The organism is Brenneria populi (assembly GCF_036016195.1).
GTDB classification, from domain to species: Bacteria; Pseudomonadota; Gammaproteobacteria; order Enterobacterales; family Enterobacteriaceae; genus Brenneria; species Brenneria populi.
This window is the reverse complement of sequence record NZ_JAYWTM010000004.1, coordinates 562,136-584,122: the sequence shown is the minus strand read 5'-3', so window position 1 is coordinate 584,122 and position 21,987 is coordinate 562,136. Positions and strand designations below refer to the sequence as shown.

General features: G+C 58.9%; 22 protein-coding genes and 1 tRNA gene. 16 read left to right on the top strand and 7 right to left on the bottom strand.

Features of this window, described 5'->3' with window-relative positions:
• Nucleotides 1–67: 67 nt before the first annotated feature.
• Nucleotides 68–144, bottom strand: a tRNA-Met gene (locus VSX58_RS07485).
• A 405-nt stretch (nucleotides 145–549) separates the two neighbouring features.
• Here VSX58_RS07485 and mltA point away from each other — a divergent pair.
• The 3 genes from mltA (at nucleotide 550) to tcdA (ending at nucleotide 5,119) form a co-directional block, all read left to right on the top strand.
• Nucleotides 550–1,722, top strand: coding sequence for a murein transglycosylase A (mltA, locus tag VSX58_RS07480; protein ID WP_327617548.1), 1,173 nt, complete (start codon nucleotides 550–552; stop codon nucleotides 1,720–1,722).
• A 161-nt stretch (nucleotides 1,723–1,883) separates the two neighbouring features.
• On the top strand, nucleotides 1,884–4,142 hold the full coding sequence (locus VSX58_RS07475; protein ID WP_327617528.1) for a molybdopterin-dependent oxidoreductase: 2,259 nt from the start codon (nucleotides 1,884–1,886) through the stop codon (nucleotides 4,140–4,142).
• A 140-nt stretch (nucleotides 4,143–4,282) separates the two neighbouring features.
• Nucleotides 4,283–5,119, top strand: a complete 837-nt coding sequence (tcdA, locus tag VSX58_RS07470; RefSeq protein ID WP_327617527.1) for a tRNA cyclic N6-threonylcarbamoyladenosine(37) synthase TcdA — start codon at nucleotides 4,283–4,285, stop codon at nucleotides 5,117–5,119.
• Between the two features lie 13 nt (nucleotides 5,120–5,132).
• On the opposite strand, the gene csdE is transcribed toward tcdA, so the two are convergent.
• Entirely contained in the window at nucleotides 5,133–5,579 is a 447-nt protein-coding gene (csdE, locus tag VSX58_RS07465; protein WP_327617526.1) for a cysteine desulfurase sulfur acceptor subunit CsdE, read from the bottom strand.
• A gap of 10 nt (nucleotides 5,580–5,589) precedes the next feature.
• Nucleotides 5,590–6,795: a cysteine desulfurase CsdA gene (gene csdA, locus VSX58_RS07460; RefSeq protein ID WP_327617525.1), complete on the bottom strand. Its 1,206-nt coding sequence runs from the start codon at nucleotides 6,793–6,795 to the stop codon at nucleotides 5,590–5,592.
• Nucleotides 6,796–6,978: 183 nt separating this feature from the next.
• Between csdA and VSX58_RS07455 the strand changes: the two genes are divergently transcribed.
• The 4 genes from VSX58_RS07455 to rlmM all read left to right on the top strand — a co-directional run bounded on the left by VSX58_RS07455 (nucleotide 6,979) and on the right by rlmM (nucleotide 10,075).
• Nucleotides 6,979–7,200, top strand: a complete 222-nt coding sequence (locus VSX58_RS07455; RefSeq protein ID WP_327612612.1) for a YgdI/YgdR family lipoprotein — start codon at nucleotides 6,979–6,981, stop codon at nucleotides 7,198–7,200.
• A gap of 366 nt (nucleotides 7,201–7,566) precedes the next feature.
• Nucleotides 7,567–8,490 (top strand): transcriptional regulator GcvA, encoded by a 924-nt coding sequence (locus VSX58_RS07450; protein ID WP_327612613.1) that lies wholly within the window; start codon nucleotides 7,567–7,569, stop codon nucleotides 8,488–8,490.
• 96 nt (nucleotides 8,491–8,586) lie between these two features.
• Nucleotides 8,587–8,982, top strand: a complete 396-nt coding sequence (locus tag VSX58_RS07445; RefSeq protein WP_327617524.1) for a DUF423 domain-containing protein — start codon at nucleotides 8,587–8,589, stop codon at nucleotides 8,980–8,982.
• Nucleotides 8,975–10,075, top strand: coding sequence for a 23S rRNA (cytidine(2498)-2'-O)-methyltransferase RlmM (gene rlmM / locus VSX58_RS07440; RefSeq protein WP_327617523.1), 1,101 nt, complete (start codon nucleotides 8,975–8,977; stop codon nucleotides 10,073–10,075). Before VSX58_RS07445 ends, rlmM begins: the two co-directional genes overlap by 8 nt.
• Nucleotides 10,076–10,141: 66 nt before the next feature.
• On the opposite strand, the gene VSX58_RS07435 is transcribed toward rlmM, so the two are convergent.
• A complete protein-coding gene (locus VSX58_RS07435; RefSeq protein WP_327617522.1) occupies nucleotides 10,142–10,873 on the bottom strand; it encodes a UTRA domain-containing protein in 732 nt (243 codons plus the stop codon).
• 144 nt (nucleotides 10,874–11,017) lie between these two features.
• On the opposite strand from VSX58_RS07435, the gene VSX58_RS07430 reads away from it, so the two are divergent.
• The 6 genes from VSX58_RS07430 to VSX58_RS07405 are packed head-to-tail and all read left to right on the top strand — an operon-like array spanning nucleotide 11,018 to nucleotide 16,212.
• Nucleotides 11,018–12,085 carry an ABC transporter substrate-binding protein gene (locus VSX58_RS07430; RefSeq protein WP_327617521.1) on the top strand — a complete coding sequence of 356 codons (1,068 nt, stop codon included), beginning with the start codon at nucleotides 11,018–11,020 and terminating at the stop codon, nucleotides 12,083–12,085.
• Nucleotides 12,086–12,100: 15 nt separating this feature from the next.
• Entirely contained in the window at nucleotides 12,101–12,898 is a 798-nt protein-coding gene (locus VSX58_RS07425) for an alkaline phosphatase family protein (RefSeq protein WP_327617520.1), read from the top strand.
• On the top strand, nucleotides 12,895–13,734 hold the full coding sequence (locus VSX58_RS07420; RefSeq protein ID WP_327617519.1) for an ABC transporter permease: 840 nt from the start codon (nucleotides 12,895–12,897) through the stop codon (nucleotides 13,732–13,734). The genes VSX58_RS07425 and VSX58_RS07420 overlap by 4 nt, the downstream gene beginning before the upstream one ends.
• A 33-nt stretch (nucleotides 13,735–13,767) precedes the next feature.
• Complete coding sequence (locus VSX58_RS07415; protein ID WP_327617518.1) at nucleotides 13,768–14,553, top strand: ABC transporter permease; 786 nt, start codon at nucleotides 13,768–13,770, stop codon at nucleotides 14,551–14,553.
• 4 nt (nucleotides 14,554–14,557) lie between these two features.
• A complete protein-coding gene (locus VSX58_RS07410; protein ID WP_327617517.1) occupies nucleotides 14,558–15,550 on the top strand; it encodes an ABC transporter ATP-binding protein in 993 nt (330 codons plus the stop codon).
• Nucleotides 15,551–15,561: 11 nt separating this feature from the next.
• Nucleotides 15,562–16,212 (top strand): HAD family hydrolase, encoded by a 651-nt coding sequence (locus tag VSX58_RS07405; protein ID WP_327617516.1) that lies wholly within the window; start codon nucleotides 15,562–15,564, stop codon nucleotides 16,210–16,212.
• Nucleotides 16,213–16,251: 39 nt separating this feature from the next.
• Here the strand turns inward: VSX58_RS07405 and xni are convergent, their stop codons facing one another.
• From xni to queF, 3 genes are all read right to left on the bottom strand, one after another.
• A complete protein-coding gene (xni, locus tag VSX58_RS07400; RefSeq protein WP_327617515.1) occupies nucleotides 16,252–17,016 on the bottom strand; it encodes a flap endonuclease Xni in 765 nt (254 codons plus the stop codon).
• A 95-nt stretch (nucleotides 17,017–17,111) separates the two neighbouring features.
• Nucleotides 17,112–18,476, bottom strand: coding sequence for a nucleotide 5'-monophosphate nucleosidase PpnN (gene ppnN, locus VSX58_RS07395; RefSeq protein ID WP_327617514.1), 1,365 nt, complete (start codon nucleotides 18,474–18,476; stop codon nucleotides 17,112–17,114).
• Between the two features lie 277 nt (nucleotides 18,477–18,753).
• Nucleotides 18,754–19,602 carry an NADPH-dependent 7-cyano-7-deazaguanine reductase QueF gene (queF, locus tag VSX58_RS07390; RefSeq protein WP_327617513.1) on the bottom strand — a complete coding sequence of 283 codons (849 nt, stop codon included), beginning with the start codon at nucleotides 19,600–19,602 and terminating at the stop codon, nucleotides 18,754–18,756.
• Nucleotides 19,603–19,673: 71 nt separating this feature from the next.
• Between queF and syd the strand changes: the two genes are divergently transcribed.
• From syd to truC, 3 genes are all read left to right on the top strand, one after another.
• Entirely contained in the window at nucleotides 19,674–20,222 is a 549-nt protein-coding gene (gene syd / locus VSX58_RS07385) for a SecY-interacting protein (RefSeq protein ID WP_327617512.1), read from the top strand.
• Between the two features lie 636 nt (nucleotides 20,223–20,858).
• On the top strand, nucleotides 20,859–21,212 hold the full coding sequence (locus VSX58_RS07380) for a YqcC family protein (protein ID WP_327617511.1): 354 nt from the start codon (nucleotides 20,859–20,861) through the stop codon (nucleotides 21,210–21,212).
• On the top strand, nucleotides 21,205–21,978 hold the full coding sequence (gene truC, locus VSX58_RS07375; RefSeq protein WP_327617510.1) for a tRNA pseudouridine(65) synthase TruC: 774 nt from the start codon (nucleotides 21,205–21,207) through the stop codon (nucleotides 21,976–21,978). The genes VSX58_RS07380 and truC overlap by 8 nt, the downstream gene beginning before the upstream one ends.
• Nucleotides 21,979–21,987: the final 9 nt, after the last annotated feature.

The following is a 21,987-nucleotide window of genomic DNA, read 5'->3' as shown; positions in this document are numbered from 1 at the left end:
GCCCGTAGCGCTGAAGGCCCAAAACAAAAAAACACCCGCTAAGGGTGTCTATTCGCTGATAATCAATTGGTTGCGGGGGCCGGATTTGAACCGACGACCTTCGGGTTATGAGCCCGACGAGCTACCAGGCTGCTCCACCCCGCGTCCGTGGATGCGCACTATACTCTCCATGAGCGTCTATGCAACCTATTTCTGTAAAAAACAGGGGCTAGCCCGCGCAGGTGCTGAATTTACCGCCGGATAGACTGTTTTGTGAACGGCGCGCGCCGGGTTTCAGTCTCAGGAGATAACCGAGCGCGCGAGGTTAAAAACCGCCGCCGGCGATTTGAGGTTGCTGACAAACCGGTCTGTCAGATCGAGATACACGGGGTGACCACGGGGGTGAGGCATCCCTGCGGGAACCTCCCCCCGTGTTTCCCCTAATATCTGACTTTGTCAACAGTCTGAAACCGCCGCCGGCGATTTTTATCGGACGTCGTTTCTTTCTCTATAGGTGTTTGTTATCGTTCGACGGTGAATTCGTCGATGTCAAAAGAGAGCGCAAAGAAGATGAGAGGATGTTGGGGAAAGTATGTGCTGACCGGCGTGGTGATCGCCATTCTCGCCGGATGTCAATCCAGACCGACCGATCGCGGACAGCAGTATAAAGATGGACACCTCAATCAGCCTTTGGAACTGGTAAACGAGCCGAATGCAACCGGCAAACCCGTCAATGCCGGAGACTTCGTCAATCAGGTGGCGGAGATCAGAAACGCATCGCCCAACCTGTATGCCAGCAACAACGGCACCTTTCAAGCGATACAAAACTGGATGATGTCGGGCGCCGATACCCGGGAGCTGGGCAAGTTCGGCCTGAGCGCCTGGCAAATGGAGGGCGTGGACAACTTCGGCAACGTCCAGTTCACCGGCTACTACACGCCGGTTCTGCAAGCCCGCTATACCCGTCAGGGAGAGTTCCGCTACCCGCTTTACGCCATGCCGTCACGCGGCAAGAAAAATCGGCGCCTGCCGGATAGGGCGTCGATATACTCCGGCGCTTTAGACGATCGCCTGGCTCTGGCCTGGACAAATTCGCTGGTGGATAACTTTATGATGGAAGTGCAGGGCAGCGCCTATCTCGATTTCGGCGATGGGCGTCCGCTGACGTTCTTCGGCTATGCCGGTAAAAACGGCCACGCCTACCGCAGCATCGGCAAGGTGCTGATCGACCGCGGTGAAGTGGCGCGCGAAGAGATGTCCATGCAGGCCATTCGGCAATGGGCCGAGCAGCACTCGGAATATGAGGTGCGCGAACTGCTGGAGCAAAACCCCTCCTTTGTGTTTTTTAAACCGATGATGACGTCGCCGGTGAAAGGGGCGAGCGCGGTGCCGCTGGTCGCTAAAGCGTCCGTCGCTTCCGACCGTTCGCTGATCCCGGCCGGAACGACGCTGCTGGCCGAGGTGCCTTTATTGAATAATGAAGGCAAGTTCACCGGAAAGTATGAAATGCGTCTGATGGTGGCGTTGGATGTCGGCGGAGCGATTAAGGGGCAGCACTTCGATATTTACCAGGGCATTGGCCAGGAAGCGGGCCACGCGGCGGGATTTTATAACCACTATGGCCGGGTATGGGTATTGAAAAATACGCTGAGCAACGGAACCTTGTTCAGCGCTTCTCAAAACAGTCCGTCAATGAACGGCAATAGTTCGGGATCGCTATTGGTCGGCCATCCGCAGAATTAACCCCCCGATTTTCTCCCTTGCCGGCGGCGACTTTCTTTCGCCGCCGCGTCCGTTATCTATTTTATCGCTATAGATAGAAAACGATTTGCTGTGTCGGCAATAGGATAAAACAGGCGTTTACCCTATTATGTACCCTGCTAACTATTTGTCATGGGGCCGTCATGCCGATTAAGCGTTATCCACACCTGGCTCACTGGGGAGCGTTTACCGCCGTTGTCGAAGAGGGGAAATTGATTCGCTGCGAACCGTTCGCGGACGATCCCGCCCCTTCCGCGATGCTCGACTCCATTGCGCCGTTGGTGTATTCGCAACACCGCATCCGCCGACCCGCCGTGCGCCGTTCCTGGCTGCAACGGCGTGAAAACAGCGACGGCGCGCTGCGCGGCAAAGAGGATTTTATTGAAGTCGACTGGGACGTCGCGTTAAATCTGGTCGCCGAAGAGAATCGGCGCGTGCGCGGCTGCTACGGCGCCGACGGGCTATTCGCCGGCTCTTATGGCTGGTCTTCCGCCGGGCGCTTTCATCACGCCCGCTCACAGGTGCGCCGCTTCTATTTTTCCGGCGGCGGCGCGGTGGATCAGCAGGGCAACTACAGTTGGGGCGCGGCGCAGTTTTTTTTGCCGTACGTGATCGGCACCTTTCATCCGTTGACCGGCAAGGTGACGGAGTGGCGCAGCGTCGCCGCGCACTGCGATATTTTCCTCGCGTTCGGCGGGCTGGCGCTGAAAAACGCTCAGGTCGCCTCCGGCGGCGCCGGACATCATACGTTGCAACCCGCGCTGGAAACCCTGGCGGCGAAAGGCGTTCCGGTGATCAATATCAGCCCGATGCGCGACGATTGTCCGGCATTCGTCAATGCGGAGTGGATCCCTATCCGCCCGAATACCGATGTGGCGCTGATGCTGGCGCTGGGATATGAAATTCAACGCCTGGGCGCCGACGATAAGGACTTTTTGCAACGCTACTGCGTCGGCTATGAGCAACTGACGGATTACCTTAACGGCCGCCGCGACGGCGCGGCGAAAACGCCGGCCTGGGCCAGCGCCATCACCGGCATTCCGGCCGGGCGCATCGAACGGCTGGCGCGGCAGTTAATCGGCGTGCGCAGCTTCATTACCTGCGCCTATTCCGTGCAGCGGGCGCACCGCGGCGAACAGCCCTACTGGATGATGATCGCGCTGTCGTCGATGCTGGGCCAGGTCGGGCTGCCGGGCGGCGGTTTCTCGTTCGGTCACGGATCGATGAACGGCGTCGGCAATGAACGCATCGCCACGCCCGCGCCGGCCTCCCCCTCCTGCGCCAATGCCGGGCGGTCGATCCCCGTGGCGCGTATCGCCGATATGCTGCTCAACCCCGGTCGGGAGTACGCCTTCCAGGGGGAAACCCATACCTATCCCGACGTGCATCTGATTCACTGGGCCGGAGGCAATCCTTTCCATCATCACCAGCAGCTGAATCGCCTGGTGGAGGGGTGGCGCAAACCCGACACGGTGATTGTTCAGGATATCGTCTGGACGCCGGCGGCGCGCATGGCCGATATCGTACTGCCGGTGACCACGACGCTGGAGCGCAATGATCTCGGCGGCTCTTCCCGCGATCGCTTTATTTTCGCCATGCACCAGGCGATAGCGCCTCAGCATCAGGCGCGTGATGATTTTGCGATTTTCAGCGAGCTGGCCGAACGGCTCGGCTATGGGCGCGATTTCACCCAGAACCGCGGCGAGTGGGAGTGGCTGACGACGCTCTATGATGACTGCCGCGCGCGACAGAAGGATAACGGGCGAGCCTGGCCGTCATTCGACGCCTTTTGGCAAAAAGGCTACGTCGAGATTCCGATGGATGACGAGCCGTTTGTTTTCTTTGAAGATTTCCGCCGCGACCCGCGGCAGCACGCGCTGCAAACGCCCAGCGGTAAAATAGAGTTGTTCAGCGCCACCATCGCGGGTTATGACGCACCCGATTTCGCTCCGCACCCCGAGTGGCGGCCGCCGGTTGAATGGCTGGGGGCGCCCGCCGCCGAGCGCTGGCCGCTGCATTTTATTTCCATTCAGCCTGCGGATCGGCTGCATAGCCAACTGGCGGCGACGCCGCAGGTCGCCGCCAATAAAACCGCGGGCAAAGAGACGCTCTATATGCACCCGCAGGATGCGGCGGCGCGCGCGATTGGCGATCGTTCCCTGGTGGAAGTCAGAAACGCGCGCGGACGCATCCATGCCGGCGTTCAGATCACCGACGGCGTGATGCCGGGCGTGGTGATTATGGCTACCGGCGCCTGGTTTGAACCCGGCTTCGGGCGTAAAGAATGGCACCCGGTCGAACAGTCCGGCAACGCGAACGTGCTGACGCTGGATATCGGCACATCCTCGCTGACGCAGGGGCCGAACGCCATGAGCTGTTTGGTTGAGGTCGTGCCGGTTTAGCCGGCGCGGCGCGCGATAGATATTGCGTTTGTCATCAAATGCGCCAATCCTTTATGATTGGCGCTGTTTTTTTAGCGGCGCGCCATACCGCGCGCGCCGCTTTAATTCCCCTATTTTATCGCGTAACAAGGTTGGTTGTAATGAGCTCGCAATTATCCGAAGGCTATCTGCAGCGCTTTGGCGGCACCGCACGTTTATATGGCCGGCAGGCGTTGGCGCTGTTTGCCGAGGCGCATATCTGTGTGATCGGTATCGGCGGCGTCGGTTCCTGGGCCGCGGAGGCGCTGGCTCGCACCGGCATCGGCGCGATCACCCTGATTGATATGGATGATGTGTGCGTCAGCAATACCAACCGGCAGATTCACGCGCTGCGTCAGCACATCGGACAGGCGAAAACGGAAGTGATGGCGCAGCGTATTCTGGCGATTAACCCGGAGTGCCGCGTTACCTGCGTGGATGATTTCATCAGCGCGGAGAATGTCGCGCAATTACTCGATGTTGATGGCGGTTTCAGTTACGTGATCGATGCCATCGACAGCGTGCGCCCGAAAGCCGCGCTGCTCTCTTACTGCCGGCGCTATAAAATTCCGGTGGTGACGACGGGCGGTGCGGGCGGACAAATCGATCCTACGCGCATTGAGGTGGCCGATTTGGCGAAAACCATCCAGGATCCGCTGGCGGCCAAGCTGCGCGAACGGCTGAAGCATGATTTCAACGTGGTGAAAAACAGTAAAGGACGGCTGGGGATCGACTGCGTGTTTTCCAGCGAGCCGCTGGTTTATCCGCAGCCTGACGGCTCGGTGTGCGCGTCGCGCGCCACCGCCGAGGGCGTGAAGCGCATGGACTGCGCTTCCGGCTTCGGCGCCGCCGCCATGGTGACGGCGACGTTCGGTTTTGTCGCCGTCTCCCATGCGCTGAAAAAGATGATGGCGAAGGCCGCGCGTCAGCCGGCCGAGGAAAAACCGGCGCTAAAATAGCAGGCGGCGCCCGTCAGACGCACTGCGCCGCGATGGCCTGGATCCTGGCGGCCAGCGCGGCTAAACCGCTTGAGCGCGATGCGCTGAGCTGCGCGCGCAGCCCCAGCGCATCGAACAGCGCCAGCGGATCTTCCCGCAGCAAGGCCGGCGCGGTTTTCCCTTCAACGGCGGTTAATAGCACCGCCAGTAATCCGCGCACGATGCGCCCGTCGCTGTCGCCATAAAAGTGCAGCGTGCCGTTTTCCCGGCGTTGATAGCCCAGCCAGACCCGATTTTCACAGCCGGAGAGCGAGATCGCTTCGCTCTTTAAGGTTTCCGGCAGGGCGGGAAGCTGTTTGGCCAGTAAAATAAGCTGCCGGTATCGTTCTTCCCAAGAGCGGCAGGCGTCGAAACGCGTTTTCAGATCGTCGGCGCTTATCTGGCGGCCGAAAGGGTGGGGCGTAGCTGTCATCTCAGTCATGTTATCTTCGCTAGTCCGTCAGTAACTCAAGCGCCGCGCCGACGGCGGCAATCAGCGCGTCTACATCCTGCTCATTGTTATAAGGGGCGAATGACGCGCGCAGCGTGCCGCCGACGCCGAGCGCGCTCATTAAGGGCTGCGCGCAATGGTGCCCGGCGCGCAGCGCGACGCCGCTTTCGGCCAGCAGCGTGACCAGATCGCTGTGGTGCAGGCCGTCGAACGCGAAAGAGAGCACGCAGGAATCCGCGCAGCGGAAGCTGCGAAAACCGGGAAAGCGCGCAAGCCGGGTCTCCGCCTGTTGCGCCAGGCGCTGAGCGTACTGTTCCGCCGCCCGCCACTCCTGTTGCGACAGCCAGGTGATTGCGGCGGATAAGCCGACAACGCCGGCGATATGGGGCGTGCCCGCTTCAAAGCGGTGAGGGATCGGCTGCGGGGTAAAGCCGTCGAAAGAGACCTGGGTCATCATCTTCCCGCCGCCTTGCCACGGCGGCATGCTCTCCAGCAGCGCGGTTTTTCCATACAGCACGCCGAGGCCGGTCGGCGCATACAGCTTATGTCCCGAGAACGCATAGAAATCGATATCCAGCTCCTGTACGTCGGGCGGAGAGTGCGCCATGCCCTGAGCGCCGTCGACCATCACCACCGCGCCATAGCGGTGAGCGAGCTGAATCGCGGCGGCCAGATTGGGGACGCCGCCGGTCACGTTGGACATCTGTCCCAACGCCAGAATCCGCGTTCTGGCGTTCAGCAGCCCGGGAAGCAGCCCGATGTCGGGCAATAAATCGGCGCCGATGGGCAGTTTTACCACGCGCGCGCCGGTTTGTTGCGCCACCATCAGCCAGGGGATCAGGTTGGCGTGATGTTCGGCTTCGCTGACGACAATCTCATCGCCCGGACGCAGGCGCGGGCGGGCGTAGCTCTGCGCGACAAGGTTAATGGCTTCCGTCGCCCCCTTCGTCCAGATAACGGCGCGCGGGTCGTCGGCGTTAATCAGCGCGGCGACCTGTTCGCGGGCCTGCTCAAAGCGCTGCGTCAGCCATTGTGCCGTTCGATGCTGGCTACGATGAACCGTGCCGTTCTCCCGGCAATAAAACTGCTGAACGCTATCGATGACGGCCTGAGGCTTTAATGCGGTGGCCGCGCTGTCGAGATATACCCCGCGGTGCGCAAGCGCGGGAAACTGCCGGCGGAAAGCCGTGGCGTTGAACGGTGTCATGAGCATCCTCTTTTGGGCGTCAGATCCTGTCCCATTTTTACGACTGAAACAAGTTTAAGACGATGCTTAGCGTTATTTTGTGGAAAATCGGCTAAACCTGACTATGCTTTAAATTGTTAATTTTTAGAGTTTACTGATAGATAAAGTTAAAGATAAGGCATTTTTATTTAATGGGAGTTAACTATGAAGAATAAAATCTCTATTTTTGCCGCTATCGTCATGGCTTTTTCTCTGGCGGCCTGTTCCAGTAATTATGTCATGCATACCAATGACGGGCGCACCATTATTACCGACGGCAAACCGACGGTTGACGAAGAGACCGGCCTGATCGGCTATACCGACGCATACGGCCAGAATCAGCAGATCAACCGCGATAACGTGAAAGAAATGGTTGAAATGAAGTAATCGCGCCGGCGGCCGACAGCATGCCGGCCGCCGAATAAAAAATTGCCGGGAGCAATTTCCAACGTCGCTTGCGATGGCCCGAAGGAGAATGGGCGGGACGCCGGCCATAAAAAAAGCACCGCCTGAGCGGTGCCAGAGTAAAATCAGGCAGACAAATAAATAGCAAACACAACATCACAACCACAAGCCAAAAGCCCTTCGGGTCACCCCTCCGCACTTTTCGTTCCGGCCCAGGAAGTCGCGCTAAATATAGGTATTTGCTGGCGCATCCTCAATGGACAAATTATAATGTTTCGGATTACAAAAACTAATAGATAATTAACCCAACCCAAGCGTTATTTATCGGGAAATAACAGAATTTCATTCATGTCGAAACGTCTCCCCCCGCTCAATTCCTTACGCGTATTTGATGCGGCAGCCCGCCATCTGAGCTTTACCAAAGCGGCGGAAGAGTTATTCGTTACCCAGGCGGCGGTCAGCCATCAGATCAAGTCGCTGGAGGATTTTCTCGGGCTTAAATTGTTTCGCCGGCGTAATCGTTCGCTGCTGCTGACGGAGGAAGGGCAAAGTTACTATCTTGATATAAAAGAAATTTTCTCTTCACTTAATGAAGCCACCCGCAAGTTGCAGTCCCGCAGCGCCAAAGGCGCGTTGACCGTGAGTTTGCTTCCCAGCTTTGCCATTCACTGGCTGGTGCCCCGATTATTGAGCTTTAACGCGCAATACCCGGGAATTGATGTGCGTATTCAGGCGGTGGATCGCGATGAGGAGCGCCTGTCGGATGACGTGGACGTCGCCATTTTTTACGGGCGCGGCAACTGGCCGGGGCTGCGGGTGGAAAAGCTGTATGCCGAGTATCTGTTGCCCGTCTGCTCGCCCGCGCTGCTGACCGGGGAGCACCCGTTGAAAACCCCGGACGATCTGGGGGCGCATACGCTGTTGCATGACGCTTCGCGGCGCGACTGGCTGGCGTATACGCGCCAGTTGGGGGTGCAGATAAATGTGCAGCAAGGGCCGATTTTCAGCCACAGCGCCATGGTATTACAGGCGGCGATCCACGGGCAGGGGATTGCGCTGGCGAATAACGTGATAGCGCAGAGCGAACTTGAGGCGGGAAGATTGGTCTGTCCGTTTAATGATGTTTTGGTCAGTAAAAACGCTTTTTATCTGGTATGTCATGACAGTCAGGCGGAACTGGGTAAAATAGCCGCCTTTCGCCATTGGATTCTGGCCCGCGCCGCCAACGAACAGGAAAAGTTTCGCTTCCGTTATGATAACGGTACGCGCTGAAGGGTGAGGCGTAGCGAATACGCTTCATCGTCGCGAGTATGGCGCCGTCCTGAGATAATAACGCCTATGGAATAGGCATTAAATTGGACATGAATAATGAATAGTCGCTTTATGCTGATTTTTTCCGCTATCAGCGGGTTTGTTTTTGTCGCCCTGGGGGCGTTTGCCTCGCATGCGTTGAGTAAAACGCTGGAGCCGTTGGAGCTCGCCTGGCTGCGCACCGGACTGGAGTACCAGGCGTTTCATACGCTGGCTATTCTGGCGCTGTCCATTTTGATGCAGCAGCGCGCCAACCTGTGGTTTTACTGGAGCGGGGTGTTTCTGGCGCTGGGCACGGTGTTGTTCAGCGGCAGCCTGTATTGCCTGGCGCTTTCCCATCTCAAGCTCTGGGTCTATGTTACGCCGATGGGCGGATTCTGTTTTCTGATCGGATGGCTGTTAATGTTGGTTGGCGCATTGCGTCTGAAGAGAAAGGCCGAACGTCATGAATAAAGTTATTTTGTACTGCCGCCCGGGCTTTGAAAAAGAGTGCGCGGCGGAGATCGCGGAGAAGGCCGCGCAGCACAACGCCTATGGTTTTGTGCGGGTGAAAGAGAACAGCGGCTATGTGATCTTTGAGTGTTATCAGCATGAAGATGCCGATCGGTTGATAAAAGAGTTGCCGTTTCACGAGCTGATTTTTACCCGCCAAATGTTTGTCGGCGGTGAGCTGCTGCGCGATCTGGCGCCGGAAGATCGCATCACGCCGATCGTCGGCATGCTGACCGGCGTGGTTGAGCGGGCCGGCGATCTGCGGGTTGAGGTTCCGGATACCAATGAAAGCAAAGAGCTGATGAAGTTCTGCCGCAAGTTTACCGTACCCTTACGCGCCGCGCTGCGTGAAAATAAGATCCTGCTGCGTCATGAGAAGGCCGATCGGCCGGTGCTGCACGTGCTGTTTATCGCGCCGGGCTGTTGCTATGCGGGCTATTCCTACAGCAACAACAACTCGCCGTTTTATATGGGGATTCCCCGTCTCAAATTCCCGTCCGATGCGCCCAGCCGCTCAACGTTAAAACTTGAAGAGGCTTTTCACGTATTTATTCCGGCCGAGGAGTGGGATGAACGCCTTGACAGCGGCATGTACGCCGTTGATCTGGGCGCCTGCCCCGGCGGCTGGACCTATCAGTTGGTAAAACGCAGCATGATGGTTCACGCCGTGGATAACGGCCCGATGGCGCCGAGCCTGATGGAAACCGGGCAGGTTATCCATCATCAGGCCGATGGTTTTCGTTTCGAACCGCCGCGTAACAATGTTTATTGGCTGGTCTGCGATATGGTGGAGAAACCGGCTAAGGTCACCAGCCTGATGGCCGACTGGCTGGTAAAAGGCTGGTGCAGGGAAGCGATATTCAACCTGAAACTGCCGATGAAGAAACGCTACGAGGAGGTTTCCCACAATCTGGCGCTACTGCGCGAGCGGCTGGCGGAGCATGGCGTTAATGGGGAAGTGCATGCCAAACAGCTTTATCACGACCGCGAAGAGGTTACCGTCCACGCCCGCCGCTTCTGGTCCGCGGTGCCGGGGCGGCGCGACGAGCGCTGATCGGACGCCGGCAACGCCGCCGCAGGGCGCGGTTTTTTCCGCTATCCGCCGGGCCGACGCCGCGCGTCAGCCCGCCTCCACGCTGATATGCAGCGCGTCGTAACGCCAATACTCCAAATCGCAATCGATGATGCGGCCGTGCTGGTCGCGGTTAATGCGGGTGATGAAAAGCGCCGGGCTGTTTTTGCCGGTGCGTAATGCCCGCGCGGCGGTGGTGGGAAAGGTGGTGGGCAGCATGCCGAACCACACTTTGCCGTAGCGGATGTCGTAGCGCCGCGCGTACAGTTCGCTCAGCGAGCGCGTGAGATCTTCCGCCAGAATCCCGGGGAAAACGGCGGGGTTCAGATAGTGCTCCACGTACAGCACCGCCCGGCCGTCGATACGCCTGACGCGGCGGATGCGATAAACGCCGGCGCCGTCCGCCAGCGCCAGATGCCGGCGGACGGCGGGGGGCGCCGGCATCTCCTCGGCGTCCAGCACCTGGGTGGCCGGCCTGAATCCCTGCTCGCGCACCATGGCGTGAAAGTGGCTGCGGCTGAGCGGATTATAATCAAGGCGCGGCGGGCTGACGAACCAGCCGCGGCGTTCCTGCCGATAGATTTTCCCCTGCGCCTCCAAATGGCCGAGCGCTTCGCGCAGGGTGATGCGCGTAGTGGCGAAATGGGCGCTAAGCTCGCGCTCGGCGGGTAAACGGGCGTTATGGCCCAATGTCCCTGTTTCCAGCCAGTTGGCGATAGCCTGACTGATGGCGGTAACCGCGGTGCCGCGCGCCGGCAGGCCGCTTGCGGCGTTTTCCATGCGTCCTTTTTCCAATTTACCCTCTCGCGTTGCGCGGCCTATCGCCGACATAAAAGATTCATATTGTTCCGTTAAATTAGCCTGGCACTTGTGGACTAGACCAGAGCAAGTTCCTTCTCTCATTTAACCGGAGCATCGCGAATAATGAAACGTTTATTTGCTACTGTATTCACTCTGACCGGCGCGATGGCGCTGGCCGGGCAGTCGGCGCTGGCCGCCGACGCGAATCTGGCGGCGCTGGAGCAGGCCGCCCGTCAGGAAGGGCAGGTCAACAGCGTGGGCATGCCGGATTCCTGGGCTAATTGGAAAGGCACCTGGAGCGATCTGGCTGAAAAATACGGTCTGAAACACAGCGACACCGATATGAGTTCGGCTCAGGAGATCGCCAAATTCAAGGCGGAGAAAAGCAACGCCAGCGCCGATATCGGCGACGTCGGCGCCTCTTTCGGGCCGATAGCGGTGGAGCAGGGCGTCACCCAGCCCTATAAGACGACCACCTGGGCGCAGGTGCCGGACTGGGCCAAGGACAAAGACGGTCACTGGGCGCTGGCCTATACCGGCTCTATCGCCTTTATCGTCAACAAAGACGTGGTCAAAAACGTGCCGCATAGCTGGGCCGATCTGCTGAACGGCGACTATCGCGTGAGCATCGGCGACGTCAGCACCGCGGCGCAGGCGGTCAACGGCGTGCTGGCGGCCACTTACGCCCAGGGCGGCGATGAAAAAAACCTTAAGCCGGGACTGGCGTTTTTCCGCAAACTGGCGGAGTCGGGGCGTCTGGGGCTGAACAATCCCACCATCGCCAATCTGGAAAAAGGCGAGATCGAAGTGGGCATCGTTTGGGATTTCAACGGCCTTAACTATCGCGATCAGATCGATGCGCGGCGTTTTGAAGTGTTGATTCCGTCCGACGGCACCATTACGTCCGGCTATACCACCATCATCAACAAATACGCCAAGCACCCCAACGCCGCCAAACTGGCGCGTGAGTACATTTTCTCCGATGCCGGGCAAATTAACCTGGCGCGCGGTTACGCGCGGCCCATTCGCGTAGAGAATCTGATCCTGCCGGACGATGTGAAGGCCAAACTGCTGCCGGTGGAACAGTATAAAAACGCCCATCCGATCGCCGATCCGCAGGCGTGGGAAAAGAGCGCCAAACTGCTGCCCCGGCTGTGGCAGGAAAACGTGATTATAGCGATGAAGCAGTAAGGCTAAGGGGGCGTGATGAAAACGGTGCTGGTGGTGCTGGACGGCCTGACTTATTCGGTGGCCGAGACGGCGATGGGATATCTGCTGGGCGAATGCGAGCAAGAGCGGGGACGGTTGTATCGACTGACGTGCGAGCTGCCTTCGCTGTCCCGCCCGCTGTATGAATGCATCCTCACCGGCGTGCCGCCGGTACGCAGCGGCGTGGTGCACAATGGCGTCAGCCGCCTGTCCGACCAGCGCAGCGTATTTCATTACGCCAGGGCCGCCGGTTTGACGACGGCCGCCGCCGCCTATCACTGGGTATCCGAGCTGTATAACCGCACGCCGTTCGATGCGGCGCGCGATCGCCATACGGAAGCGCCGGATCTGCCCATTCAGTACGGCCATTTTTATCACGCCGACCATTACCCGGACTCGCACCTGTTCGAAGATGCCGAAAGCCTGCGTCTGCGCTACCGGCCCGATTTTCTGCTGATTCATCCGATGAATATCGACGACGCCGGCCATCGCTGGGGGCTCTCTTCGCGCGAGTACCGCAACAGCGCCCGCGCGGCGGATACACTATTGTCCCGCTATATGCCCGGCTGGCTGGCGGAAGGGGTGCAGGTGCTGGTTACCGCCGATCACGGCATGAATGACGATCGCAGCCACGGCGGCGCGTTGCCGGAGGAGCGGCAGGTGCCGCTGTTCGTGTTCGGCGCCGGGTTCAGCCTGGCGCCGGCACGGCCGCGGCAGACGATGCTGTGCGGCACGGTGTGCGAATTGCTGGGCGCGGCGCACGATAAACCGGCGTGCCGGGAGTTGTTGGTATGAGGCGTAGGCTTCTGGCGGCGCTGGTGATGCTGCCGTTCGCCCTGGTGTTTTTCGCCTTTCAGATAGCGCCGCTGATATGGATGGCGGTGCACAGTTTCAACAGCGAAATGGAGGGCTGGGGATTCGGCAACTACCGGGAAATTTTTACCTCGCCGTTCTACCGGCAGGCGATCTTTTTTTCGCTGCATATTACCTTCTGGTCCAGCCTGTTCGGCGTGCTGATCGCGCTGGTCGGCAGTTACTCTCTGTTCCGTTTACGGCGGGGGAAGTTGCACGACATGGTGCTGTCGTTCACCAATATGACCAGCAATTTCAGCGGCGTGCCGCTGGCCTTCGCCTTTATTATTCTGCTGGGCGCCAACGGCTGCCTGACGCTGCTGATGCGGCAGTTCGGGCTGATGAATGATTTTTCGCTCTATTCGAAATCCGGGCTGGTGCTGATTTACACCTATTTTCAAATTCCGCTCGGCGTGATGCTGCTTTACCCGGCGTTTGAGGCGCTGTGCGAAGAGTGGCGCGAGTCCGCGGCGCTGCTGGGCGCCGGCGCGGCGCGCTACTGGCGTCATATCGGTTTGCCGGTGCTGATGCCGGCGCTGGCCGGCACCTTCGTGATTCTGCTGGCCAACGCGCTGGGCGCCTACGCCACCCTGTTCGCGCTGACCGGCGGCAATTTCAACGCCATTCCGATTCGCATCTCGGCGCTGGTGGCGGGCGATCTCTATCTCGATCCCAATATGGCCGGCGCGCTGGGGATGCTGCTGGTGGCGCTGATGGCGCTGATTACCGCGGCGCACCGGTGGATCGCCAGGCATGGATATCAGCATGCGCGCCGCTAACGCGGATTTCTGCAACCTGAGAGGCATGAGAATATGACACGCTCGGAACGCCGCTATCATCAATGCGTGGTGTCGCTGATTTGGCTGATACTGCTGCTGCCGCTGCTGGCGACGCTGATTTACGCCTTTTCCAGCCAGTGGGGGGCGACGATTCTGCCCGATGGATTTAGCCTGGCCTGGATGACGCGGCTATGGCAGGACGCACGTTTTCTGGCCGCGCTTGGCCGTTCCCTGTTGCTCTGCGCCGGCGCCCTGGGGCTGACGTTGGCGTTGACGCTGCCGTTGATATTCGTTATCGCCTACTATTTCCCGCGCCTGGAAGCGGCGATGGATATTTTGATCCTGTTGCCGTTCGCCGTGCCGCCCATCGTGTCGTCCGTCGGTTTGTTGCAGATTTACGCCGAAGGGCCGCTGCCGCTGACGGGGACGCCCTGGATTCTGCTCGGCTGTTATTTCACCGTCGCCCTGCCATTCGTCTACCGCGCCATGACCAACAACATGCAGGCCATTCGCCTGCGCGATCTGATGGACGCCGCCCAACTGCTGGGCGCCGGCACCTTCAGGGCGGCGCTGAGCGTGGTGCTGCCCAACCTGCGCAAAGGTTGCATGGTGGCGCTGCTGCTGTCGTTCTCTTTTCTTATCGGCGAGTTCGTGTTCGCCAATCTACTGGTGGGCGGCGGCTATGAAACGCTACAGGTCTATCTGTATAACATGCGCAGTGAAAGCGGCCATTTCACCAGCGCGCTGGTGATCTCCTATTTTATGGTGGTGCTGGCGCTGACGTTTGTCGCCAACGCCTTTAACCGGGATAAAAGGTAACGCTATGTCTTATCTGAGCGTGCAAAACTTGCATAAAAGCTACGGCGCGACGCCGGTGTTCGCAGAGATCGATTTCGACGCCGAAGAGGGTGAATTCGTCACCTTGCTGGGACCGAGCGGCTGCGGCAAATCGACGTTGCTGCGCTGCCTGGCCGGACTGACCGACGTCAACGGCGGGCGTATCGTACTGGACGGACGCGATCTGACGCCGTTGCCGCCTCAGCGGCGCGGCGTCGGCATGGTGTTTCAGAGCTATGCGCTGTTTCCCAACCTGACCGTCGCCGGCAACGTGGCGTTCGGGCTGAAAATGCAGAAGCTGCCGGCGCGGGAGGTGCGCGCGCGTCTGGAGCAGGCGCTGGATCTGGTGGAGCTGCGCGACTATGCCGGGCGTTATCCTCACCAACTGTCCGGCGGGCAGTGTCAGCGCGTGGCGCTGGCGCGTTCGCTGGTGACCCGCCCGCGGCTGCTGCTGCTGGATGAACCGCTGTCGGCGCTGGATGCGCGTATTCGCAAACACCTGCGCGAACAGATCCGCCGCATCCAGCAGGAGCTGCATCTGACCGTGGTGTTCGTCACCCACGATCAGGAGGAGGCGCTGACCATGTCGGATCGCATCGTGTTGATGAATGAGGGAAAGATTGTGCAGCACGGTACGGCGGAAACGCTCTATTCGCGTCCGGTTTGCGCGTTCGCCGCCGGTTTCATCGGCAATTACAATATGCTGAGCGCCGAGCAGGCCGCGCTGTTGACCGACGGCGGCTATCGCAGCCGGGTAGCGGTGAGGCCGGAGTCCATCGCGCTGCTGCCGGAAGGGCAGGGCATTCCCGCCACGGTGATCGGACACAGCCTGTTAGGCAATGTGATCCGCTATCGCGTCCGTTCCCTGGACGTCGAGCTGCAGGTGGACGTGCTGAATCGTTCGGCGTCCGCTATGCTGGCGGATGGGTGCCGCGTCGGCCTGCGGCTGGATTTGACGACGCTATGCGAGGTGGCATGAAGCGAGATGGCATGAAACTGGCCCTATTCGATTTGGACGACACGCTGATCGGCGGCGATAGCGCCAGCCTTTGGGGGGCGTTCATGTCTCACGCGGGCTGGGTGAAGGATGCGGGGTTTATTGAAGCGGAGCAGGCGATGATGCGGCGCTACGCCGCGGGTTCCCTCTCTATGGAAGAGTACATGCGTTTTACGCTGGCGCCGCTGGCCGGCCGCACCACACTGGAGGTCGCCGCGCAGGCGGCGCGCTTTATCGATGAGGCGATCAAACCGATTATCCGTCCGGCCGCCGTGCAATGCCTTGAACGGCATCGCCGGCAGGGCGATCGCCTGATTCTTATCTCCGCCACCGGCGAGCATTTGGTGACGCCCATCGCCGACTGTCTCGGCATTCCGGAAAGCCTCGGCATCGCGCTCGAAGTCAGGGACGGGCGCTATAGCGGCCGCACGCAGGGCGTGATGACTTACCGTGAAGGCAAGGTGGCGCGTTTGCTGCATTTGCTGAACGATGAGCGGGAGCGGCTGGACGACGCCTGCTTCTATTCGGATTCCGCCAATGATTTGCCGCTGCTGCGGGCGGTGGGGTTTCCGCAGGCGGTGAACCCCGATGCCGCGCTGTTGCGCCACGCCCGCGAGGCGGGATGGCCGGTGCTGCGCTGGTGAGCCTCCGGCGCGTTGGCGTGGAAGCGGTGCGCCGGGCGTTTAGCGCGCGCCGGGCGTCAGACGCAGTTGCTGAAGATTGCCGTGCAGCTTGAGGTCTGTTTTGAGCGTTGCGACCCGGCGGCTGATAAACGCCATTTCACGCTGCTGTTCCAGCCTGTTGCGCCACTTCTCCGGCACCTGCTCCAACTGCTGATACAGCGCATCCAGGCTGCCGCTCTGTTGCAGCAGCTGCAGCGCGCCTTTGGGGCCGATGCCGCTCACCCCGGGAATTTTGCTGCTGCCGATGCCCGCCAATCCCCAGTAGTCGGGAAGCTGTTGCGGCGAAACGCCGAACTCTTGCTGAACAAAGGGCAGATCCAGCCAGCGTTTTTGAAAATAATCTCTGATGCGAACCGTCGGCGCCAGTAGCTGACAGTAGCCTTTGTCGGTGGAGACGATCGTCGCCTGATGCCCTGATTTCGCTACCTTACTGGCCAGGGTCGCCGCCAGATCGTCGGCTTCGTTGCCGGGCGAGTGCCAGCTTGCGACGCCCATGGCGGCAAACGCGGCCTTAATCTGCGCCAGTTCCTGCTTCAGGTCGTCCGGCATCGGCGCGCGCCCGGCTTTATAGTCGGGCAATAGATGATGACGCCAGCTGGCGTCGCGATCTTCGTCATCAAATACGGCGACGGCGTGGCTTGGGCGGCTGTGCTGCAGCAATTGGTTTAGCGCATGTTGGCAGGCGGTGACGCAGGGAGAACCGCCTGCCGCATGAATCCGCCGTATTAGGTTGAGCGCATCGACAATCAGCAAATGTACCGGCATAGGCGTGTTCCTGAGATGTCATCCATGTCGTAGGGGGAAGGCGCGCTTCCCCGCGTTGGTTTTCGGCCGGCCGACCGACGAACTCCTGCCTTACGCTAGGCGCAGATTTCGTAGCAGGGGATGTAGGCGCTGCCCGGAAGTTTCATGCGCTGCTGGGCAACGAACCCCTGAAGCAGCCGATCCATGTTTTTCATTATCTGTATGTCGCCGTGGATCTTATAAGGCCCCAGCCGCTCGATGGCCTGAATTCCGACCTCTTTCACATTTCCGGCGACGATTCCGGAGAAGGCGCGGCGCAGGGCGGCGGCCAGCTCTTCGGGGGGCTGATCGAAATGCAGATTCAGATTGGCCATATTTTCATGGCTGGGATCGAACGGCATTTGCAGGTCCGGGGCGATGCGCAGAGACCAGTTAAAACTGTAGGCGTCGCCCGTATGCCGACGGCTTTCCTTAACCAGCGGCATCGCTTTTTTCATCTGGCGGGCGACTTCCGCCGCGTCGTTAATGACGATAGAGTAGTAGCGGCGGGCCTGACGGCCTAACGTAGCGACGATAAACTCATCCAGAACCCGGAAGTAATCGGCGCTTTCCTGCGGTCCGGTAAGAACGATCGGCAATACCTGTTCGCTGTTCTCCGGGTTCATCATAATCCCCAGCAGGTACAGGAACTCTTCCGCCGTCCCCACGCCGCCGGGGAAGATGATAATCCCGTGGCCGATGCGCACAAACGCCTCCAGGCGTTTTTCAATGTCCGGCATGATGATCAGCTCGTTCACCAGCGGATTAGGCGGCTCGGCGGCGATGATGGACGGTTCGGTCATACCGATAAAACGCCCGTCTTTGTAGCGCTGCTGGGCGTGTCCGACGGCGGCGCCCTTCATCGGCGCCTCCATGGCGCCGGGGCCGCAGCCGGTGCAGATATTCAGCTCGCGCAGACCCAGCTGGCTTCCCACTTTCCGGGCATAAAGGTATTCGGTCTCATTAATCGAGTGTCCGCCCCAGCACACCACCATATTGGGCTCTTCGCCGACGTGCAGCGCTTTGGCGTTGCGCAGAATAGAGAACACCAGATTGGTGATATGGGAGGAGTTTTCCAGATCCAGATGGTGATAGTGGCCGGCGTTGGCTATCTGCCCGTTAACAAACAGGATATCGCGCAGTACGGCGAACAGATTGGCCTGAAGCGAGCGGATGATATAGCCGTCGACAAAAGCGTCTTCCGGCGGATTGACCAACTCCAGCTTGACGCCGCGCTCGCGGCGTAGCACGTTGATGTCGAAGTCTTCGTAACGGGACAGCAGCTCCTTGCTGTTATCCGTCTGGCTGCCGGAATTCAATACGGCCAGCGAACAGTTGCGGAACAGTCGATAGAGAGCGCTGCTGGCGGTGCTTTTCAGCATGTCCACTTCCAGCTGCGATAACAAATCCATAGATCCTAGCGGGCTGATATGTGTAATCAATTTTGCTCCTTTAAGCGCAGTATACCCGTAATCTTCCCGGCGCATGGCGGGCAGGAGACCGTCTGTTTGACGGCCACAGCCCATGCCGTGGAAGCGGGACTCCCGGTCGGGAGAACGTCCAAGCGCGCTCGTCGGTTGATACATGTCGACACGCGGCATCCGCATCATGCGGCGAGGTTGGACCTTAATTCTTTCTCGTGCACACCTTAGCGTGCAGCCATTATTTTTTCCAATGAATGATGGCTGCCGGCGGCGGAAGTTGCGCAGCGTCACGCATTTATTGACGCGGCAGACGTCCGACCGGCGCGGTGAAAGGAACATTGCTGCGCCACGGATTGATATCCAGCCCGCCGCGGCGCGTATAGCGAGCGTAGACGCTTAGCCGTTCGGGCTGGCAATAACGCATCAGATCGTTAAAAATCCGCTCGACGCACTGTTCGTGAAATTCATTGTGGTGGCGGAATGAGACGATATAACGCAGCAGCGATTCCCGGTTAATGCGTTTGCCGCGATAATGAATCTGTACCGACCCCCAGTCCGGTTGGTGGGTAATCAGGCAGTTGGATTTAAGCAAATGGCTGACAAGCGTCTCTTCCACCGGCGTATCATCGTTATCCTGTGCCGCCAGATAGTCCGCATTGAAGGCGTAGCTGTCGATGACAATATCCTGATCGTCGATGCATTCGCCGCGGAGTCCGACGATGGGCTGGCCTTCCAGCTCGCCGAGTTTGAATAGCGTTACGTCGACCCGGCCCTGGGCGCATTGGCTCAGATCGTTGATTAGCGCGGCGCGTACGCGATCCCAGCTGTCAAATACCGTCTGGTTGAAGCTGTTTAAGTAGAGTTTAAAGCTTTTGGATTCAATCAGATTCAGGCTGGTGGCATCCAGATGCATTTCGCCTACGGCGACCTGGGGCACGCCATTTTTATTCAGCCAGGAGAGCTCATAAAGCGTCCAGATATCTTCACCATGAAACGGCAAATTCGGCGCAAAGATGCCGAGCGGTTCACGGTTCAGGCCGCGTGGCACCGGTTGTAATAAACCGGCGTCGTAGCGATCGTGATAAGGTGTCGGTTTCCCGAGCGTCAGATTGCTTAGCGCCTGGTGTTTGTCGTAAGCGGACATACGGCTACCCCGATGAAAAAGAACGAATGGCGCCTAGTGTAACCCGACTAACATAATGATGAGAAAAAATTATGGATTATGATATTCCTCAGGCGTTGGCCGCCTTTACCCAGCGCTATGTCGAATTATGGCGGCAGGAAACGGGACATCCGCCCGCAAGCGAAGCGCTGTACGGCGTTCCTTCCCCCTGTATTACCGAGAGCCGCGACGGCGAAGTCTACTGGCTGCCGCGGCCGTTTTCGCCCGGCGCCATGCTGGACGGGGTGGAGCGCGCCTTGGATATCAGCCTGCATCCGGATGCCCACGCTTTTTATACCTCCCAGTACGCCGGCGATATGGCGGCGCGATTCGAGGCGATTTCGTGCGTTTTATTGCAGGTCTGGAGCGAGGATGATTTTACCCGTATGCAGGAGAATCTGATCGGCCACCTGCTGACGCAAAAGCGTTTAAAACTGCCCCCGACGCTGTTTCTGGCGACCACCGACAGCGATATGACGATGGTTTCGCTCGCCAATATTTCCGGGCAGGTGATTCTGGAGGAGTTCGGCACCCGGAAGCAGCAGGTGCTGGCGCCGACGCTGGCTGATTTTCTTGCCCGGTTACGGCCGTCGGCGCATTAATCATTAATCGTGTTTCACTTTTCGCTTTGTGAGAGATCTCTTACATTTGCTGTGAGATATCTCTCATCTTTCGTCTGCATATCGGGCCTGTTTTTTATTTTTTCATTATTAATTAGTTAATTAACATTAAACCTTTTCTCTTTCCAGAAAGACGATTGATAAACGTTGTCACTTGCCCCTTGCTGAATCCAAACAATTAATACATCTTATTACTTAAGTTGGTGAACGGTTGCTTGAGATTGCAGCCTGATTATCGGGCGCCGCTCAAAGGATAAAACGCTTTCAGGATGAGATCGGGGACACCTCCAGGAAGGAGATTGGGAGCCGGGCAGGATGTTCTGGTGGGGCAGGAGCCTAAAGGGATTAAGTCACGGATGGCACAGGATGGATAAGTCAGGAAGAAAGTGGGACGCCAGCAAGGATTGTCGGTTAGGAAGACCACCAGGGAAAAGTTTTCACGGATGAGCAGGGACGCAAAGGTGTAGCGGGATCGCTATAAAACGAATCGGGGGTACTGAGCAATCAGTACCCCCATTTTTTTCCGTACGGCGCGCCGGAATGCCGATTTTGGGCAAAACTATTATCAATGCTATGCTTTGCCGCCAACGGTTAACGGCTTCAATGGTGAGAAAAGGCATGAGTTTGCAAGATCAGGTTCGTCACGCTTTGTTTGACGTCGAACGCGAGTTAAAAAACGGTCCTTTCTGGCAGCTATCGCCGCCGGAGGCCTCCGCTTTCGCCAGTAATGAGCCTTTCTGCATTGATACCATGCGCGCCGAGCAGTGGTTGCAGTGGGTTCTGCTGCCCCGCATGCGCGCGCTGCTTGATAGCGGCGCGCCGCTGCCGACGAAATTTTCGCTGTCGCCCTATTTTGAACAGGCGCTGCAAGGCGATGCGTCTGATATTGAGCCGCTTCTGATGCGGATAGCGCGGCTTGACGCGCTATTCGGCGATAACCTCAATTCAACTGACGGCGACGGCGATGCTTGAGATTATTTATCAGGATGAGCATCTGGTCGCGGTCAATAAGCCCGCCGGCTGGCTGGTGCATCGCAGTTGGCTGGATCGTAAAGAGAAAGTGGTGGTGATGCAGACGGTGCGCGATCAGATCGGCCAGCGAGTTTATACCGTTCATCGCCTGGATCGGCCGACGTCAGGCGTGCTGCTCTTGGCGCTATCCAGCGATGTGGCACGTTCGCTGTCGCAGCAGTTTGAGCAGCATCAGATGCGCAAGACCTATCATGCCGTCGTCCGCGGCTATGTGATGGATGATGGCGTGATTGATTACGCGCTGACCGAAGAGCTGGATAAAATCGCCGATAAATACGCCAATCCGCATAAGGCGCCGCAGCCCGCGGTGAGCCACTATCGCGCGCTGGCGCAGGCGGAGATGCCGGTGGCCATCGGACGCTACCCGACATCGCGCTATAGCCTGCTGGAGCTGGCGCCGCAAACCGGGCGCAAACACCAGTTACGCCGCCATCTGTCCCATATTCGCCATCCGATTATCGGCGACAGCGCGCACGGCGATCTGCGGCAGAATCGCGGCATGGGCGCGCACTTCGCCTGCAGCAGGCTGATGCTGCATGCCAGCAGTCTGAGCCTGACGCACCCGGTGAGCAAACAGGAACTCAGGTTACAGGCGCGTTGGGATGCGCCCTGGCAGGGCGTGATGACGCGGTTCGGCTGGCAGGGGATTCTCCCCGATTTTGAAAGGGTTGAGTTTCCGGCGGCGGCGGGTCAGGATAGCGAATAGTCTTTTATC

Bases quoted from the DNA above. Each gene is read 5' to 3' on its own strand.
- mltA (WP_327617548.1), top strand. From the start codon at position 550: ATGAGAGGATGTTGGGGAAAGTATGTGCTGACCGGCGTGGTGATCGCC.
- VSX58_RS07475 (WP_327617528.1), top strand. From the start codon at position 1,884: ATGCCGATTAAGCGTTATCCACACCTGGCTCACTGGGGAGCGTTTACC.
- tcdA (WP_327617527.1), top strand. From the start codon at position 4,283: ATGAGCTCGCAATTATCCGAAGGCTATCTGCAGCGCTTTGGCGGCACC.
- csdE (WP_327617526.1), bottom strand. From the start codon at position 5,579: ATGACTGAGATGACAGCTACGCCCCACCCTTTCGGCCGCCAGATAAGC.
- csdA (WP_327617525.1), bottom strand. From the start codon at position 6,795: ATGACACCGTTCAACGCCACGGCTTTCCGCCGGCAGTTTCCCGCGCTT.
- VSX58_RS07455 (WP_327612612.1), top strand. From the start codon at position 6,979: ATGAAGAATAAAATCTCTATTTTTGCCGCTATCGTCATGGCTTTTTCT.
- VSX58_RS07450 (WP_327612613.1), top strand. From the start codon at position 7,567: ATGTCGAAACGTCTCCCCCCGCTCAATTCCTTACGCGTATTTGATGCG.
- VSX58_RS07445 (WP_327617524.1), top strand. From the start codon at position 8,587: ATGAATAGTCGCTTTATGCTGATTTTTTCCGCTATCAGCGGGTTTGTT.
- rlmM (WP_327617523.1), top strand. From the start codon at position 8,975: ATGAATAAAGTTATTTTGTACTGCCGCCCGGGCTTTGAAAAAGAGTGC.
- VSX58_RS07435 (WP_327617522.1), bottom strand. From the start codon at position 10,873: ATGGAAAACGCCGCAAGCGGCCTGCCGGCGCGCGGCACCGCGGTTACC.
- VSX58_RS07430 (WP_327617521.1), top strand. From the start codon at position 11,018: ATGAAACGTTTATTTGCTACTGTATTCACTCTGACCGGCGCGATGGCG.
- VSX58_RS07425 (WP_327617520.1), top strand. From the start codon at position 12,101: ATGAAAACGGTGCTGGTGGTGCTGGACGGCCTGACTTATTCGGTGGCC.
- VSX58_RS07420 (WP_327617519.1), top strand. From the start codon at position 12,895: ATGAGGCGTAGGCTTCTGGCGGCGCTGGTGATGCTGCCGTTCGCCCTG.
- VSX58_RS07415 (WP_327617518.1), top strand. From the start codon at position 13,768: ATGACACGCTCGGAACGCCGCTATCATCAATGCGTGGTGTCGCTGATT.
- VSX58_RS07410 (WP_327617517.1), top strand. From the start codon at position 14,558: ATGTCTTATCTGAGCGTGCAAAACTTGCATAAAAGCTACGGCGCGACG.
- VSX58_RS07405 (WP_327617516.1), top strand. From the start codon at position 15,562: ATGAAACTGGCCCTATTCGATTTGGACGACACGCTGATCGGCGGCGAT.
- xni (WP_327617515.1), bottom strand. From the start codon at position 17,016: ATGCCGGTACATTTGCTGATTGTCGATGCGCTCAACCTAATACGGCGG.
- queF (WP_327617513.1), bottom strand. From the start codon at position 19,602: ATGTCCGCTTACGACAAACACCAGGCGCTAAGCAATCTGACGCTCGGG.
- syd (WP_327617512.1), top strand. From the start codon at position 19,674: ATGGATTATGATATTCCTCAGGCGTTGGCCGCCTTTACCCAGCGCTAT.
- VSX58_RS07380 (WP_327617511.1), top strand. From the start codon at position 20,859: ATGAGTTTGCAAGATCAGGTTCGTCACGCTTTGTTTGACGTCGAACGC.
- truC (WP_327617510.1), top strand. From the start codon at position 21,205: ATGCTTGAGATTATTTATCAGGATGAGCATCTGGTCGCGGTCAATAAG.